Source organism: Anoxybacillus ayderensis, assembly GCF_013761015.1.
Lineage (GTDB): Bacteria > Bacillota > Bacilli > Bacillales > Anoxybacillaceae > Anoxybacillus > Anoxybacillus ayderensis.
In genome coordinates this window covers 357,113-372,224 of sequence record NZ_JACDUV010000003.1, presented here as the reverse complement: position 1 = coordinate 372,224, position 15,112 = coordinate 357,113, and the positions used below count along the sequence as shown (strand labels likewise).

Sequence of the window (15,112 nt, the reverse complement as noted above, 5' to 3'; positions counted from 1 at the left end):
TTGCCGTTTGGCAACAGCCTTAGGCATGGTTCTTTTTTTCATTGTGAGAGAAAAATATTGTCTGCGTGAATCGAAAAATGCCCAAATAGCTGAACAGGAATCGCGTCTCCTTTAAAATACGTACCGTAAAGCTGGTATGCTCCGTCTTTTAGCACATGTACTTCCACATACTCATGAACGGGGTCAACAATCCAATATTCGTGCACCCCTGCCTGTTCGTATCGTCTATATTTAATTAAACGATCTTTTTTTGCGGTAGACGGCGATAGCACTTCGACAATGATATCAGGTGGCCCAATAATGCGCTCATCGCTAATTTTGTTCGAATCGCAGACGATAACAATGTCAGGTTGAACCCATTCGTCATTAGAAAAACAAACATCGATCGGAGAAACGAATACACGGCATGTTTTCCCACGTAAATGCGTGACAAACTCCGCGCTAAGTAGCGTGACCACCTGTTGGTGTTTCAGAGTAGGAGTTGGTGCCATGTTGTAAAGCTTTCCATCGATCATTTCATAACGATCACCATCGCTAAGCTGTACATACTCTGCGTACGTAAACGGTTTTCGCTCTTGCGGAAAGACCATATCGTCCTCCTACCTTTCTGAATATGGTTGTTACCATTATAGCAAATGTACTTTTGATATGAATAAACATTTTTCGTTGACTTTTACGTACAATGAAATAAAGGTGAAGAGGATGAACTATTATTCGATGACGAGATGTTATCGGTTCGTTATTTTGATTTAGTGATAAATGAAACGAGGGAAGTCGGAGTATAAAGAAAAAGGCAAGGAGCCAAGTTGGTTCCTTGCTTTATAGCAATACAAACACTGCGAAAAAGTGCGCGACAGACCCACCTAACACAAACACATGCCAAACCGCATGGTGAAATTTAAACCCTCTCCATACGTAAAAAACTGCGCCGACCGTGTATAAAATGCCACCGCTCACTAAATACACGACTCCTTCTTGTGATAAAGCAGAAACGAGCGGTTTCCATGCAAATACAATTAACCAGCCCATCACAACATAAATCATTGTCGATGTGTATAAAAAGCGATTGACGAAAAAGCATTTAAATACTGTTCCGATGAGGGCCAGCCCCCAGACGATGCCAAACAACGTCCAACCGATTGCCCCCTTCACTGCTAAAAATAAAAACGGTGTATACGTGCCTGCGATAAAAAAGTAAATGGACGAGTGGTCGAAAATTTCGAATACCCGTTTCCATCGTCCTTCTGGCAAGGCGTGTACGATTGTCGATGATACATACAAAATCAACATGGTGCTCCCAAACAATGTAAAACTAACAATGTGCCAAGCGTTTCCGTGCATCGCAGCCATGACCGTCAAAATAATAAGCGCTGCGATGCTAAACACCGCACCAATTCCATGTGTAATCGCATGAACGATTTCTTCTTCTTTCGTAAATGTATGTGTAAAAGCCAATGGTTTCATTCCTTTCGTGAAAGACATTTTGTTTATTCTACCACATATACATACATATCGTACATTTTTATTCATTATTGTTTTTGTTCGCGATATAATGGGAAAAAAGAGAGAGGTGAGAACGATGCAAATACAGTTGGAAAGGCAACGAAATACAAAAAAGTGGCTCGTACCATCACTCATTGGAGTATTATTCCTTGCGGTGATCGCATGTGTTGCTATTTCGATTTACGTCGGCTGGAATTTGACGCATAAAGAGCGAAAAGCGGTCGTTGAGACACCAAAAGATTACGGAATGTTTTATCAAAATGTGACATTTACAAGTAAAGATGGGGGACTAAAGCTAAAAGGCTGGGTCATCGAACCGACGAAACAAGCGAAAATGACCGTTATTTTTTCACACGGTTATGGCGGCAACCGCTACGAACCAAACGTGCCGTTTTTACCAATTGCCAAAGCGCTAACAGACGAAGGGTATCGCGTCATCATGTTTGATTTTCGTGCCAGCGGTGAATCGGAAGGGGAGATGACAACGATTGGTGCGAAAGAAAAATACGATTTGCTCGGTGTCATCGATTACGCGAAACAACACTATTCCGAACCGATCGCTCTTTACGGGGTGTCGATGGGAGCGGCAACGTCGATTTTAGCAGCAAGTATGGATGAAGATGTTAAAGCCGTTATTTCCGACAGTGCGTTTAGCGATTTAGAAGGATATTTGCGGACATATATGCCTGTATGGACGAACTTACCGAACGTTCCGTTTACGTACTTAATTATTACCCTTATTCCGATGATTACTGATTTAGATCCAGCGGAATCTGTTCCGATCAAAGCAGTTGATACGATTACGCCACGTCCCATTTTATTCATTCATAGCAAAGCTGACCCGTCCATCCCATATGAAGAAAGTGTAAAAATGTATAACAAACATCCAGACATATTTGAACTTTGGCTCACCGACAAAGCGAAACATGTAAAAAGTTTTGCGATGTATAAAGATGAATATATTCAGCGTATGTTAGCATTTTTAGAAAAAGTGAAAGAATAAAATTCTGAATATTCATTGACTTCTGATAAAAAGATAGGTATGCTTGTAGTAAATTTGAAAATAGAGAGGGGAAAGAAGATGAGCGTAGTCGAGCAGAGAAGAGGGTATTTTGGAGAATTTGGTGGAAGCTTTGTACCACCGGCGTTACAGGAAGCGTTAGACTATTTAGAGGCACAGTTTTTAAGATACAAGGACGATCCTACATTCCATAAGGAATTTACGTTTTATTTAAAAGAGTACGTCGGACGAGAAAATCCGCTCACGTTTGCTTCAAGGTTAACTGAAAAACTTGGTGGGGCGAAAATTTATTTAAAACGAGAAGATTTAAATCATACCGGTTCCCATAAAATTAACAATGTCATCGGGCAAATTTTATTAGCGAGACGAATGGGTGCTAAGCGTATTATTGCTGAAACAGGAGCCGGACAGCACGGTGTGGCGACAGCGACAGCTTGTGCCATGTTTGGGATGGATTGTGTGATTTATATGGGGGAAGAAGATACGAGACGGCAAGCATTAAACGTTTTTCGGATGGAGTTATTAGGGGCGAAGGTTGTTTCTGTAGCGAAGGGACAAGGAAGATTGAAAGATGCAGTTGATGAGGCGTTAAACGACTATGTCCAAAACTATGAACATACATTTTATTTGCTTGGTTCAGCGGTTGGACCACATCCGTATCCGACGATCGTGAAGCATTTCCAATCTATTATTAGTGAAGAAAGTAAGCGGCAAATTATCGAGAAAGAAGGACGCTTGCCTGATGCAGTGATCGCTTGTGTGGGTGGTGGCAGTAATGCGATTGGTGCTTTTGCTCATTATATCGATGAACCGAGTGTGCGCTTAATCGGTGTCGAACCGGAGCGGGCCGCTACGCTCACAAAAGGTGTTCCTGCGGTCATTCATGGTTTTAAATGTCTCGTTTTGCTTGATGAAGAAGGAAATCCACAACCGACATATTCTATTGCCGCGGGACTTGATTATCCGGGAATTGGGCCAGAACATAGTTTTTTAAAAACATCAGGTCGAGCAGAATATTATACGGTGACGAACGAGGAAGTGTTAGAAGCATTTCAAACGCTTTCAAAAACAGAAGGAATTATACCGGCTTTAGAGAGTGCTCATGCCGTTGCATATGCAATGAAATTGGCCCCGACGCTCAATTCTGATCAAATGATTATCGTCAACTTATCGGGGCGTGGTGATAAAGATGTCGAGCAAGTGTTTCATATGTTGAGAAGTTAGCCAAAAAACGTCGTTCCTATCATGGGGAACGACGTTTTTTTGTTAATTCGCCTTTTTTAACATGTGCAATTCTTCTTCTGTGCGTGCAATACGACCAAGCTGATAGTCGAGTCGTTCGTGAATATAAGCGATATCCTGTTTTGTGGCCATTTCTCCTCGGATGTGAGCAATTTCATGCCGCATTGCATCTTGAATGCTACGTTGCTCTAGCTGGTTGTCTCGAATGGCTTTAATCATTGCTGTATTTTCCTTCATTTGCTCTTTCAACCAACGAATATCTTCTTCATGTCTATGAACGATTGCTTTTAATTCACCAATCTCTTGTTTCATTGTCTGAATCTCTTGTTTCATCCATTGCATGTCTTCTGCTAAGTTTTGAACGAGGTTAACAAGTTGAAGGAGAAGTTGTTCTTGCACGCCTGATTCACCTACCTTTCATCCTAGAGGTATACGGCATTTCTAGTGAGGAGTATGAAGAGGAATTTGGTGAAATGCCTTTGCCGTCATCTTATCATAATTTGTGGAAATGGACAAACTATTTTTTATATATGTGTTGAATCGCTTATTTTGTCGTACGTGTAGCATACATGCGCTCCTTTGCAACTTGTAAAAGCTGTTGCAATTGCTCTCCTTCGACTGGATATGTCGCATAACCGACAAGAAAAGATACGGGGCTATTTCGTCTGATTCGTTCAATCATTGTAGACGGTTTCACAGCATTTTCGACAGCAATAATCAAGTATTCATCATTTGACCATTTAGCGATGATGTCGCTTTTTCGTGTTTCTTCGACTAAAAGTTGTTCAAATGCTGCTTTTTGTTGTGGTTGGCTATTTTGTTTCGTACGGAGTAAATAAATGGTTAGACGACTATCCGGATCACGATCAACGAGCGCTGCGATTTTTTCAAATGTACTTGTAGCAAAGTCTTTGCTTTTTAGCTGATATATTAAATCTTTGACGCAAGTTTTTCGATCATAACGATTACCAAAATAAATACCTACAATGGTTTGGAACACATAAAAACCGACGACAACATATAATTCCGTTCCATGTAATTGTGTTACATCAATCGTATCACTCATAGCGATCGCTTCCGAAAATAATACAAGTTGACTAATGAATAACCCAATTGTTTTTCCCATATGTTTCTTAAACATATATTGTCACCTCTCTCTATATTATGAAACAATCGTGCTATTGGGGTGGACAAATGGAGGGAAAATAAAAAAGGGCGAGACGATCGCCCTTTTCACATTAAAAGATGAAATGCGCTATAAAAACGATAATTGGCAATGTAATGAGTGTGCGAAGTAAGAAAATGAAAACTAAATCTTTAAACGTAATTGGTAGTTTAGATGCGAGCAGCAATCCACCTACTTCAGACATATAAATAAGCTGTGTTACGGAAACGCAAGCAATGACGAAGCGAGTAAATTCACTTTCAATGCCGCTACCAATAATGGCAGGTAAAAACATGTCTGCAAAGCCAACAACCATCGTTTGTGCAGCAGCTGATGCTTCTGGTACTTGTAGGAGTGTTAAAAGTGGTACAAACGGTTTACCGAGCCATTCAAACACCGGCGTTGTTTCGGCAATAATTAATGCAACCGTTCCAATTGCCATGACGACAGGTAATACACCTAACCACATATCAATGACTGTTTGTATGCCGTTTTTTAATAGTTTCCCCATATCGCTATTGCGTTTAGCAACGTCTGTTGCTTGTTTTAGTCCCCACTGAAAAGGTGTGTACCCAGCTGGTACTGTTTCATCCACTGGTACGTGATGTTCATGATAATACGTATCTGGTTTTTTAGATAATGGTGGGATACGCGGCATAATAATCGCTGCTACGAGACCGGCAACGACGATAGTAAAATAGTACGCTCCAAACATATGTTCAAGCTTCATATACGTAATGACGACAATGCTAAATGTAATCGAAACGACAGAGAAGGTTGTTCCGATCACCGCTGCTTCTCGCTTCGTATAAAAGCCGTCTTCATATTGCTTATTCGTTAACAATACGCCAATTGTTCCATCCCCTAACCAAGAAGCAATACAGTCGATAGATGAACGACCAGGTAATTTAAATACCGGACGCATAATTTTTGTTAAAAGTGCACCACACAATTCGAGTAAGCCGAAATCTAAAAGTAACGGCAAAAATAGTCCTGCAAATAAAAAGACAGAAAACAAAATCGGAATTAAACTATATAACAACAAAGCACCTGTGTTTTCTGACCATACCCATTCCGGGCCAATCTTCCCTAATGTCATCGCCCCTAAAATTGTACCAACGATACGGGCAACGACAAACAAGCCATTCACATCGAATAATCGACGAAGAAACGAGCTATTCATTATAAAAGAAGGTTGTGCTACTTTGGCGATAATTGTGCCAATCGTTGCGATAAACATAAATAAAACAGAAATGGATGGGATGACAGAAACAAAATTCCCTTCGACCCACTTTGCTAAAATGGCTACAGGGATAGTCATTTCACTTTTATAAGGGACAGGAATCATAAAAAGGAATACACCGATAAGTGATGGAACGAGAAATTTTAGTATGTCAATAAGCTTGTGTGACTGAGTATGATTCATTTAAAAAACCACCTTTCCACTACATATTTTGAAAACGGATACATAACATTACTACTATCGTAATATAAAAATAAAAATAGTCAATATAACAAAATGATTCAGAAATATAAATTATTTTGTATGGATGTATAAATATAAAAGTGTACGCTTATATACATACGAAATTATGAATTAATAACGATTTTAATATTGCAAAATAAGCAACATAAAGCATAATAAAACAAAATGGACATATAATCAATCATTTTTTTGTATAAACGTTCAAATTCGAAATTTTTTGTTTTTGTAAGCACATCGATGCGTGTATTTTTTTTGTTTGTGCGATATGATAAGCAAAAACAAGCAAAGGGGGAATAACAGATGTGGCATTATGCAAAACCAATCGTCGTTGTTAGTGAATGTCTTGGTTTTTCTCCTTGTCGATATAACGGTGATCAACTAAACGATGAAGTGGTACATAAGCTCGCACCATTTGTGCAATTTATTCCTGTTTGTCCAGAAGTGCGCATCGGGCTTGGTACGCCGCGCGAGACGATTCGGCTCGTTCAAGATGGGGACCATGTTCGGCTCGTTCAACCATCGACCGGAATGGATATAACCGAACAAATGAAAGAGTTTTCTGTTTCATTTTTGACGCAATTGTCGAATGCAGATGGATTTATTTTAAAAAGTCGGTCGCCATCATGTGGAATAAAAGACGTCAAAATATATCGTAGCGAACAAAAAGGACCTGCATCAGGAAAGGGGAGCGGGATGTTCGCGAAACATGTGTTACAAATGTTTGCACATAAAGCTGTGGAAGAAGAAGGTAGATTGACGAACTTCGTTATTCGAGAACATTTTTTGACGAAGTTATTTACGCTTGCTTTGTTTCGAGAGGTCAAAGAGTCAAAATCACACCACCATCTCGTTGAATTTCATGCGGAGCATAAATATTTATTTATGGCTTATCACCAACAAAAATTGAAACAATTAGGCAACATTGTCGCGAATCGAGATCGTTTACCGATAGAAGAAGTATTTTTATATTATGAACAAACATTATATGAGCTGTTTGCTCGTCGCTCACGCCGGAATTCAAACATAAATGTTTGTGAACATATGATCGGTTATTTTAAACATGAATTAAGCGGTGATGAAAAACGTTATGTCCATGAGTTGCTTGAAAAATATCGTGCAGAAAAGTTACCGCTAAGTAGTGTGACAACAGTCATTCGTTCATGGGCCATTCGTTATCAAAATAAATATTTACTGAAACAACGATATTTTCAGCCTTATCCAGAACCATTGCTTGACGTGACGGACTCTGGAAAAGGAAGAGATTATTAAAAAGGCGACAAAGGATTATCCTTGTCGCTTTTTCGTCATAGCATAGTACACTGGGATACCAGATAACGTAACAACAATCGATAAAAACGTATCTAGCGGTGCATGAAGTACTGTACTCATAATAATATATGCTGTGCCGACAATGGCAACGATTGGAGTGAATGGATAAAGTGGCACCCGATATAATGGTTCGCTAGATAAGGATGATTTTCGTAATAAAAATACCGCATAAAAGGCAAAACCGTAAAATAAAAAGACGCTAAAAATAGCAATATCCGTTAAGCGATCTGCATTTCCAAGCAACATCATGACAATGGCGATGGCAATTTGCATCATTGTCGCAAAGACAGGGGTGCGCCATTTTGGATGAATATGAACCAAATATTTAGAAAAAGGAAACAAACCATCTGTTGCCATAGCAAATGGCATACGCGGAAACGTAAGTATTTTTCCATTTAAACAGCCGAAAATAGAAATTAAAATACCAATAGCAATGAATTTCCCACCGAATGCCCCAAATAAGATGGTCGCAGCTTCGCTTGCCGCATTCGGTCCAAGTGCAACAATTTCATCGGCACGAAGTACATGAAGTAATGCTATATTCACAGCCACGTAGGCAAACATGACGATAAGAATACCAGTAATAATCGCTTTTGGTAACGTTTTTGCTGGATTTTTCATTTCACCAGCAACAAATCCAACGTTCATCCATCCGTCATACGCCCACAAAGTTGCTAAAACAGCAGCTCCCATACTGATCGTTTGGCTGTTTCCACTATCCATGTCGAAAATAGGTACATTTCCCTTTACTACGCCAAAGATAATAATAAGAAAAATAGGCAATAGTTTCGCCGCAGTTAACACACTTTGAACAATTCCACCAAACTGTGAACCAAGCATATTCACAACGGATAAAAATAAGACAGCAATGATTCCGATCCAAAGCTCACTTTCTTTTGGTAGTGCAAAAACACCAGCAAACAATGCACCAAAATACAACCCTAGTGCACCGATGACGGCAGGACCATAAATGATTGTTTGCACCCATCCACATAAAAATCCCCAAAACCGTCCATACACTTTTTCGATATACACATACAATCCACCTGTTTCAGGAATTTTTGAGCTTACTTCTGCAATCGTTAACCCACTTGCTAAAGTAATGATTCCGCCGATGATCCATGCGAGAAGAGCAAGTGTAGAATTTCCAGTTGAGTCGATGACGATCGCTGGTTTCATAAAAATTCCTGAACCAATGACTGTGCCGATGACAATGGCTGTCGCTGTAATAAAGCCGATGCTTCGTTTTAGTTTTGTGTTCACCATGTTGTTCACCTCTTGAGGACAAATGTTTTTTTATAAAGAACAATCGCTATTATAGCATGAGATGAAGAAAAAATTGTTTTTTTGAAAATTAAAACATTGACACGATGAAAGGAAACGAATAAGATAAAATTAAAGTTGGTTTAAAGAAACTTTTTTAACCTTAATCATCATTGTTTGCTTGTTCCACATGTCACAACATTTTTTGTTTATGCATATGATGGGCGGCAAACAAATTTTTTTGACTTTATTTTGCGCTAGGGAAACTTTTATACCTTTATACAACTTTTGAGGAGGATGCATATGAAAAGGTGGCTGGTTGTATGGACTGCTTTATTATTGTTGTTTGGTTGTGAAACGAAAGAACATAAAAAAGACGTCATCTATGTTGTCGCTACGACAGGGCAAATTGCTGATCTAGTTGAACGTGTTGGAGGAGAGCATGTTCATGTAGAAGCATTGATGGGGCCAGGGGTAGATCCGCATTTGTATAAAGCGACACAAGGAGATATTCAAAAGCTAAGTCAAGCAGACGTCATTTTTTATAACGGTCTTCATTTAGAAGGAAAACTAGGGGAAATATTCTCTAAAATGTCAAAAACGAAAAAGGTTGTTCCAATCAGTGAAGCAATTCCAAAAGAAAAATTAATTGACGTAGATGGAGTATATGATCCGCATATATGGTTTGATCTTGATTTATGGAGTTATGCTGTTCGAACGGTAAAAGATGAGTTAAGTGCGATCGATCCGAAACATAAGCAAACTTACGAAGAGCGAGGAGAAGAATATATATCCGAACTGATGAAATTAAAAGAAGAAGCAAAACGAGAAATTAGTTCCATTCCAAAGCAGCAGCGCGTTTTAATTACAGCGCACGATGCCTTTCATTATTTTGGGTGCGCGTATGATATTGAGGTAGTTGGGTTGCAAGGATTAAGCACGGATGCAGAATACGGATTGAAAGATATACAAGAACTCGTTGACCTCATCGTTTCTCGAAATATTCAAGCGGTGTTTGTGGAAAGTAGTGTATCGAAAAAAGCGATCGAAGCAGTTGTCGAGGGAGCGAAACAGCGTGGACATCATGTCTCGATTGGTGGGGAGCTCTTTTCAGATGCGCTCGGCCGAAAAGGGACAGAAGAAGGGACATTCATTGGTATGTATCGTTACAACGTCAAAACGATTACACAAGCGTTGAAAGGGGAATGAAGATGAATCCGTTAGTTGTAGAACAAATGACAGTTGCATATGACCGGCAACTTGTATTGGAGGATGTGTCGTTTTCTGTTCCCGAAGGAAAGTTAGTTGGGGTGATCGGCCCAAACGGGGCGGGAAAATCAACGTTAATGAAAGCGATGTTAAATTTTATTCCGCGTATGCACGGACATGTTTTTGTATACGGTCAACCATATGAAAAGCAACGCCATCTTGTTGGGTATGTTCCACAACGAAATTCGGTCGATTGGGATTTTCCGACGAATGCGCTTGACGTCGTATTAATGGGGAGATACGGTCATATCGGATTATGGAAACGACCGAAAAAAGAAGACGTAGATATGGCTATGCAATGTTTAGATAAAGTCGGCATGTTGCCGTATGCAAAGCGGCAAATTAGCCAATTATCTGGTGGGCAGCAACAACGTGTATTTTTGGCGCGAGCGCTAGCACAAGACGCTTCCATTTATTTCATGGATGAACCGTTTGTTGGGGTAGATGCAGCAACAGAAAAAGCGATTGTCCAACTGTTAAATGAATTAAAAACGCGTGGAAAAACAGTATTAGTCGTTCATCATGATTTGCAAACGGTACGGGATTACTTTGATTACGTTTTGCTGCTAAATAAGCGTGTCATTGCATTTGGAGAGACGGAAAGCGTATTTACGTATGATCATATTCAAAAAACGTATGGTGGAAAAGTGACTTTTCTTTCTTCCACACATATTGTGGGGTGAATAGGATGGATATTAATGTTCAATGGGTATTTACAAGCATGGCTTTGCTTGGATTAGCAAGCGGGATGATCGGAACGTTTGCCTTGCTCAAAAAACAAAGTTTAATAGGAGATGCGATGGCGCATGCTGCCCTTCCTGGTATTTGTATCGCGTTTCTTTTATATGGACAAAAATCGCTACTTCTTTTTCTTATTGGTGCTGCTTGTTCGGGATATATTGCAACGATATGCATTCAGTTTATTGTTAAACATACGCGTGTAAAAGAAGATGCTGCGATCGGTATTGTGTTGTCTGTATTTTTTGGTTTAGGCATTGTGCTATTGACATGGATTAATCAACATGAAGGCGGAAATCAAAGTGGAATTCACGACTTTTTGTTTGGAAAGGCAGCGTCATTGACTGGAAGTGATGTAAATGTGTTAACTGCAACAGCTGTAACGGTCATTATTATGATTCTCATTTTTTTTAAAGAGTTTAAAATCATTACATTTGACCGAGCGTTTGCGCAAGGAATTGGTATACCCGTATCGCTGTTAAATGGTGTGCTCATGTTTTTAATCGTTTCTGTTGTTGTGATTGGTTTGCAAGCAGTAGGCGTTGTGTTAATGTCCGCACTACTTATTACCCCCGCATTAGCTGCGAGATATTGGACAGAAAAGCTTGAATGGATGACGTTATTAGCCGGAGGATTCGGTGCTTTATCGGGGGTTGCCGGGGCATATATCAGTTTAATCGCCTATGCACCGACTGGTCCGCTTGTTATTATTTTTGCGACGATGCTGTTTATTTTTTCATTTTTATTTGCTCCGAAACGTGGTTTATGTAGCAAAATGATTCGGCGCCATATAGAAAGAAAAAAATTGCAATCTCAACAGCTCATGTATAAGCGAGGAGAGCAACTATGAGTTATACGATGTGGATTTTACTCACTGCATCTCTTGTCGGCATCAACTGCGGGTTAGTCGGTACATTTCTAGTGTTGCGAAAAATGTCAATGCTGTCCGATGCCATTAGCCATAGTGTGTTGCTCGGCATTGTTGGAGCGTATATGATCAGTCATCATCTCCAAGGTGTGTCTATGCTCGTTGGTGCATTAATTGTTGGATTGCTCACGACATTTCTCGTTCAATGGCTGCATCAAAAAGGGGTTCAAAATGATGCTGCAATCGGAGTTGTGTTTACATGTTTGTTTGCTATCGGTGTTGTCCTCATTTCTCTCTTTGCAGATCGTGTCCATTTAGATGTTGAACATGCATTAATGGGAGAGATTGCATTTGTGCCTTGGGATGTGCTTGAAGTCGGGGATAAAAGTATCGGTCCGAAAGCGATTTGGTTGCTTGGATTTGTTTTAGCTATCAATATATTTTGCATCGTTTTTGCTTACAAAGAATTGAAAATTAGCTCATTTGATCATGAAATGGCAGTCACGCTCGGCATTCCGGTTGTATTGATTCATTATGTATTGATGGGAATGTTGTCATTAACGACCGTTGCATCATTTGATAGTGTTGGTGCCATTTTAGTAGTAGCGATGCTTATTGTACCAAGTGCCACGGCATACTTATGGACGGATCGGCTAAGTGTGATGCTTATATGCAGTGCGTTCATTGGTGTGTTAGCGTCAATGATCGGTTACACGATTGCAACGGTATTCAATGTATCCATTTCCGGAGCGATTGCTGTATCAACAGGTGTTATCTTTTTTATCTCTTTATGGATTGCGCCCAAACACGGACTATTACGAAAGTGGCTAAAAAAATCTCCTGCCTAGGCAGGAGATTAATCTTTTATTGAGGAAAGAAACGTATCCACAATGCTCACATCATTTGTAATAAGAAAAGCAGGAAGTAATGCAATAATTGTCACAACCGTCGCATAAGAGACAATAATATTTTTCACTATTTTCACTGTGCTCACTTCCTTTTGAATTTATTTTCTTATTTTTCTGTCATTTTGTCAACTTCTTTTTATAAGCAAAATGTTTATAAGAAAATGGTATAATGAAAAAATAGTTGTTTGAAAGGAGGGATACGATGCGAATACGAGATTGGGATCGGAATTTACGCATTCGGTTAATTGGAGAGTCATTGGTCGGGGTTACATTTTGGATGATATTTCCTTTTATCGCTATTTATTTTTCAGAGATATTTGGTAAAGAAAAAACAGGTGTATTGCTTGTTATTTCGCAATTATTTTCTGTGATTGCTAATTTGCTTGGCGGGTATTTGGCTGATCGATTCGGAAGGAAAAAAATGATGGTGTTTGCTGCTTGTGGACAAGCGCTTGCTTTTTTGTTATTTGCATTGGTCAATTCTCCGTTATTTTCATCGCCGTTCATGAGTTTTATTTGTTTTGCTCTCGTAGGGGTATGTGGTTCACTTTACTGGCCTGCTAGCCAAGCAATGGTGGCTGATGTTGTTTCGGAAAAAGACCAAAGTAGTGTATTTGCTGTATTTTATACGGTCAATAACATCATGGTTGTCATCGGTCCATTGCTTGGTGGCATATTTTATCCTGAGCATCGTTTTTTCTTGTTTTTAATCGCAGGAACGTTTTGTGGTATCGTCGCTATTGTTCTTTCTATTTATTTAGAGGAAACCGCACCGATATGGGGAAAAACAACAGGAACGTGGTATATGTTTTTTGTGGAGCAATTAAACAATTACCGTCTCATTGCAAAAGACCGTACATTTCTTTTGTTTATTGTTGCCGGTATTCTCGTAGCACAAACGTTTATGCAACTTGATATTTTAATTCCTGTATATGTGAAAGACGTTGTGTCACAGCAAACGTTATTTTCCATCGGACAATGGTCCTTTTCGTTGAGCGGAGAGAAAGCGTTTAGTGTTCTTATTGCTGAAAATGGATTGCTTGTCGCTTTATTTACGGTAGCTGTGACGAAGTGGATGGAAAACTATAAAGAAAAATGGGTGTTTGTCTTTTCTTCACTTTTTTACGGAATCGCTATTTTCCTTTTTGGTCAAACAACATCGCTATGGATGATGATCTTTTTAATTGCTTTATTTACGCTAGCAGAACTGATGACAGTCGGCTTACAACAAACGTTTGTTGCTAAATTAGCACCTGAACATATGCGCGGACAATATTTTGCTGCAGCGAGCTTACGTTTTACGCTTGGGCGCATGATGGCACCGCTCGCTTTGACGTTGCCGTTTGCGTATCATTGGACGTTTTTTATCTTAACGTTACTTGCCGTATGTAGTGCTTGGCTGTATGCGATCATGTTTCGAGCGATGGAGGAAAAACAAGCATGATTATTCTGGATGGTTTACAAAAAAGAAAAAATGGGCGTATTGGGAAGCAGTGACGTTGTCGTTGACAAGGCGCACACCGTGATGTACATATATGGTGTGTAACCTCTTCTTTTTCTCATATTTTCCCTTTTCTTCTCATACATATGATGATGTAAATATGAGAAAAAGAGGGGAAATACGTGTGAATGAACAAGGGGGATTACAAAAAGAAGCGATGACACGAAGCGAACGACGAAAACGAAAACAACGATTTGTTTTTGTGTGTTTATTATTCGTTGTAAGCGCGTGTGTCGTCGGGGCATGGGGAATGGTGAAACGAGAGACGAATGAGCAAAAAGTAATCGAGCAATTTATCATCGCGTTGCGTCAAGAAGATGTACATACGTTGCGTCAATTTATTAATGAACCATTACATCATAAGTCGCTCTCACCGCTTTTTGTGTATTTGCGCCAACACCCAGAAGGCTATGACCGAATAAGAAAAGAGTTAGAGCGGCAAAAAGATGATCGAGTTTACATAAAAGGATTAACGTCAACTCCACCGATTTTTTTAATGAAATTGTCGCAAGGAACATACAAATTTGAGCCCGCGTTATATCACGTCTATGTACAAACGAATGAGAAAGGAGCACGCATTTTCGTTAACAACGATTATATTGGAGAAACGAATGTGCCGTTAACGAAAGTCGGGACATATGTTCCAGGCTTATACGAAGTGAAGATCGTTACTGATGAACACGAACGAACGGAAACAATATCGCTTTTCGGCGGTGAACGCATTCGAATCATCCGTCTTGATTTCAATTAAAAGGATGCAGCGATACGTTGCGTCTTTTTTTATGAATAATTGAAACATATTTTTTCGCTCGTACGTAA

Annotated in this window: 16 protein-coding genes; 9 read left to right on the top strand and 7 right to left on the bottom strand. The window is 39.5% G+C overall.

All coding sequences use genetic code 11. The features are described from left to right. Window positions 1–38 precede the first annotated feature (38 nt). A complete protein-coding gene (locus HNR63_RS06550) occupies window positions 39–590 on the bottom strand; it encodes a Uma2 family endonuclease (protein WP_085788382.1) in 552 nt (183 codons plus the stop codon). A gap of 229 nt (window positions 591–819) precedes the next feature. Next, window positions 820–1,455, bottom strand: coding sequence for a PAQR family membrane homeostasis protein TrhA (gene trhA / locus HNR63_RS06545; RefSeq protein ID WP_246316755.1), 636 nt, complete (start codon window positions 1,453–1,455; stop codon window positions 820–822). Between the two features lie 124 nt (window positions 1,456–1,579). Here trhA and HNR63_RS06540 point away from each other — a divergent pair, with 124 nt between their 5' ends. Both HNR63_RS06540 and trpB read left to right on the top strand, forming a co-directional pair. Then, window positions 1,580–2,506, top strand: a complete 927-nt coding sequence (locus HNR63_RS06540) for an alpha/beta hydrolase (RefSeq protein ID WP_181520191.1) — start codon at window positions 1,580–1,582, stop codon at window positions 2,504–2,506. A gap of 78 nt (window positions 2,507–2,584) precedes the next feature. Then, the gene (gene trpB, locus HNR63_RS06535) at window positions 2,585–3,748 is read left to right on the top strand and encodes a tryptophan synthase subunit beta (RefSeq protein WP_181520190.1); all 1,164 of its coding nucleotides are present in this window, start codon (window positions 2,585–2,587) and stop codon (window positions 3,746–3,748) included. A 42-nt stretch (window positions 3,749–3,790) separates the two neighbouring features. On the opposite strand, the gene HNR63_RS06530 is transcribed toward trpB, so the two are convergent. The 3 genes from HNR63_RS06530 to HNR63_RS06520 all read right to left on the bottom strand — a co-directional run bounded on the left by HNR63_RS06530 (window position 3,791) and on the right by HNR63_RS06520 (window position 6,357). Next, on the bottom strand, window positions 3,791–4,165 hold the full coding sequence (locus HNR63_RS06530) for a hypothetical protein (RefSeq protein ID WP_021094157.1): 375 nt from the start codon (window positions 4,163–4,165) through the stop codon (window positions 3,791–3,793). A 145-nt stretch (window positions 4,166–4,310) separates the two neighbouring features. Next, a complete protein-coding gene (locus tag HNR63_RS06525; protein WP_075039647.1) occupies window positions 4,311–4,907 on the bottom strand; it encodes a nucleotidyl cyclase domain-containing protein in 597 nt (198 codons plus the stop codon). 97 nt (window positions 4,908–5,004) lie between these two features. Beyond that, window positions 5,005–6,357 (bottom strand): YjiH family protein, encoded by a 1,353-nt coding sequence (locus HNR63_RS06520; RefSeq protein WP_181520189.1) that lies wholly within the window; start codon window positions 6,355–6,357, stop codon window positions 5,005–5,007. 360 nt (window positions 6,358–6,717) lie between these two features. Between HNR63_RS06520 and HNR63_RS06515 the strand changes: the two genes are divergently transcribed. After that, window positions 6,718–7,686: a YbgA family protein gene (locus HNR63_RS06515; protein ID WP_181520188.1), complete on the top strand. Its 969-nt coding sequence runs from the start codon at window positions 6,718–6,720 to the stop codon at window positions 7,684–7,686. A 15-nt stretch (window positions 7,687–7,701) separates the two neighbouring features. Here the strand turns inward: HNR63_RS06515 and HNR63_RS06510 are convergent, their stop codons facing one another. Further along, a complete protein-coding gene (locus tag HNR63_RS06510) occupies window positions 7,702–9,012 on the bottom strand; it encodes an APC family permease (protein ID WP_181520187.1) in 1,311 nt (436 codons plus the stop codon). Between the two features lie 300 nt (window positions 9,013–9,312). Between HNR63_RS06510 and HNR63_RS06505 the strand changes: the two genes are divergently transcribed. The 4 genes from HNR63_RS06505 to HNR63_RS06490 are packed head-to-tail and all read left to right on the top strand — an operon-like array spanning window position 9,313 to window position 12,732. Continuing rightward, window positions 9,313–10,218, top strand: coding sequence for a metal ABC transporter solute-binding protein, Zn/Mn family (locus tag HNR63_RS06505; RefSeq protein WP_181520186.1), 906 nt, complete (start codon window positions 9,313–9,315; stop codon window positions 10,216–10,218). Between the two features lie 2 nt (window positions 10,219–10,220). Continuing rightward, window positions 10,221–10,961 carry a metal ABC transporter ATP-binding protein gene (locus tag HNR63_RS06500; protein WP_181520185.1) on the top strand — a complete coding sequence of 247 codons (741 nt, stop codon included), beginning with the start codon at window positions 10,221–10,223 and terminating at the stop codon, window positions 10,959–10,961. Window positions 10,962–10,966: 5 nt separating this feature from the next. Continuing rightward, window positions 10,967–11,866: a metal ABC transporter permease gene (locus HNR63_RS06495; protein WP_085788398.1), complete on the top strand. Its 900-nt coding sequence runs from the start codon at window positions 10,967–10,969 to the stop codon at window positions 11,864–11,866. Then, window positions 11,863–12,732 (top strand): metal ABC transporter permease, encoded by an 870-nt coding sequence (locus tag HNR63_RS06490; RefSeq protein ID WP_181520184.1) that lies wholly within the window; start codon window positions 11,863–11,865, stop codon window positions 12,730–12,732. The genes HNR63_RS06495 and HNR63_RS06490 overlap by 4 nt, the downstream gene beginning before the upstream one ends. An 8-nt stretch (window positions 12,733–12,740) precedes the next feature. On the opposite strand, the gene HNR63_RS13920 is transcribed toward HNR63_RS06490, so the two are convergent. Continuing rightward, a complete protein-coding gene (locus HNR63_RS13920) occupies window positions 12,741–12,869 on the bottom strand; it encodes a hypothetical protein (protein ID WP_021094148.1) in 129 nt (42 codons plus the stop codon). Between the two features lie 125 nt (window positions 12,870–12,994). Here HNR63_RS13920 and HNR63_RS06485 point away from each other — a divergent pair, with 125 nt between their 5' ends. Beyond that, window positions 12,995–14,236: an MDR family MFS transporter gene (locus HNR63_RS06485; protein WP_181520183.1), complete on the top strand. Its 1,242-nt coding sequence runs from the start codon at window positions 12,995–12,997 to the stop codon at window positions 14,234–14,236. A 181-nt stretch (window positions 14,237–14,417) separates the two neighbouring features. Next, a complete protein-coding gene (locus HNR63_RS06480; RefSeq protein ID WP_181520182.1) occupies window positions 14,418–15,044 on the top strand; it encodes a PEGA domain-containing protein in 627 nt (208 codons plus the stop codon). The last annotated feature ends 68 nt before the right edge of the window (window positions 15,045–15,112 follow it).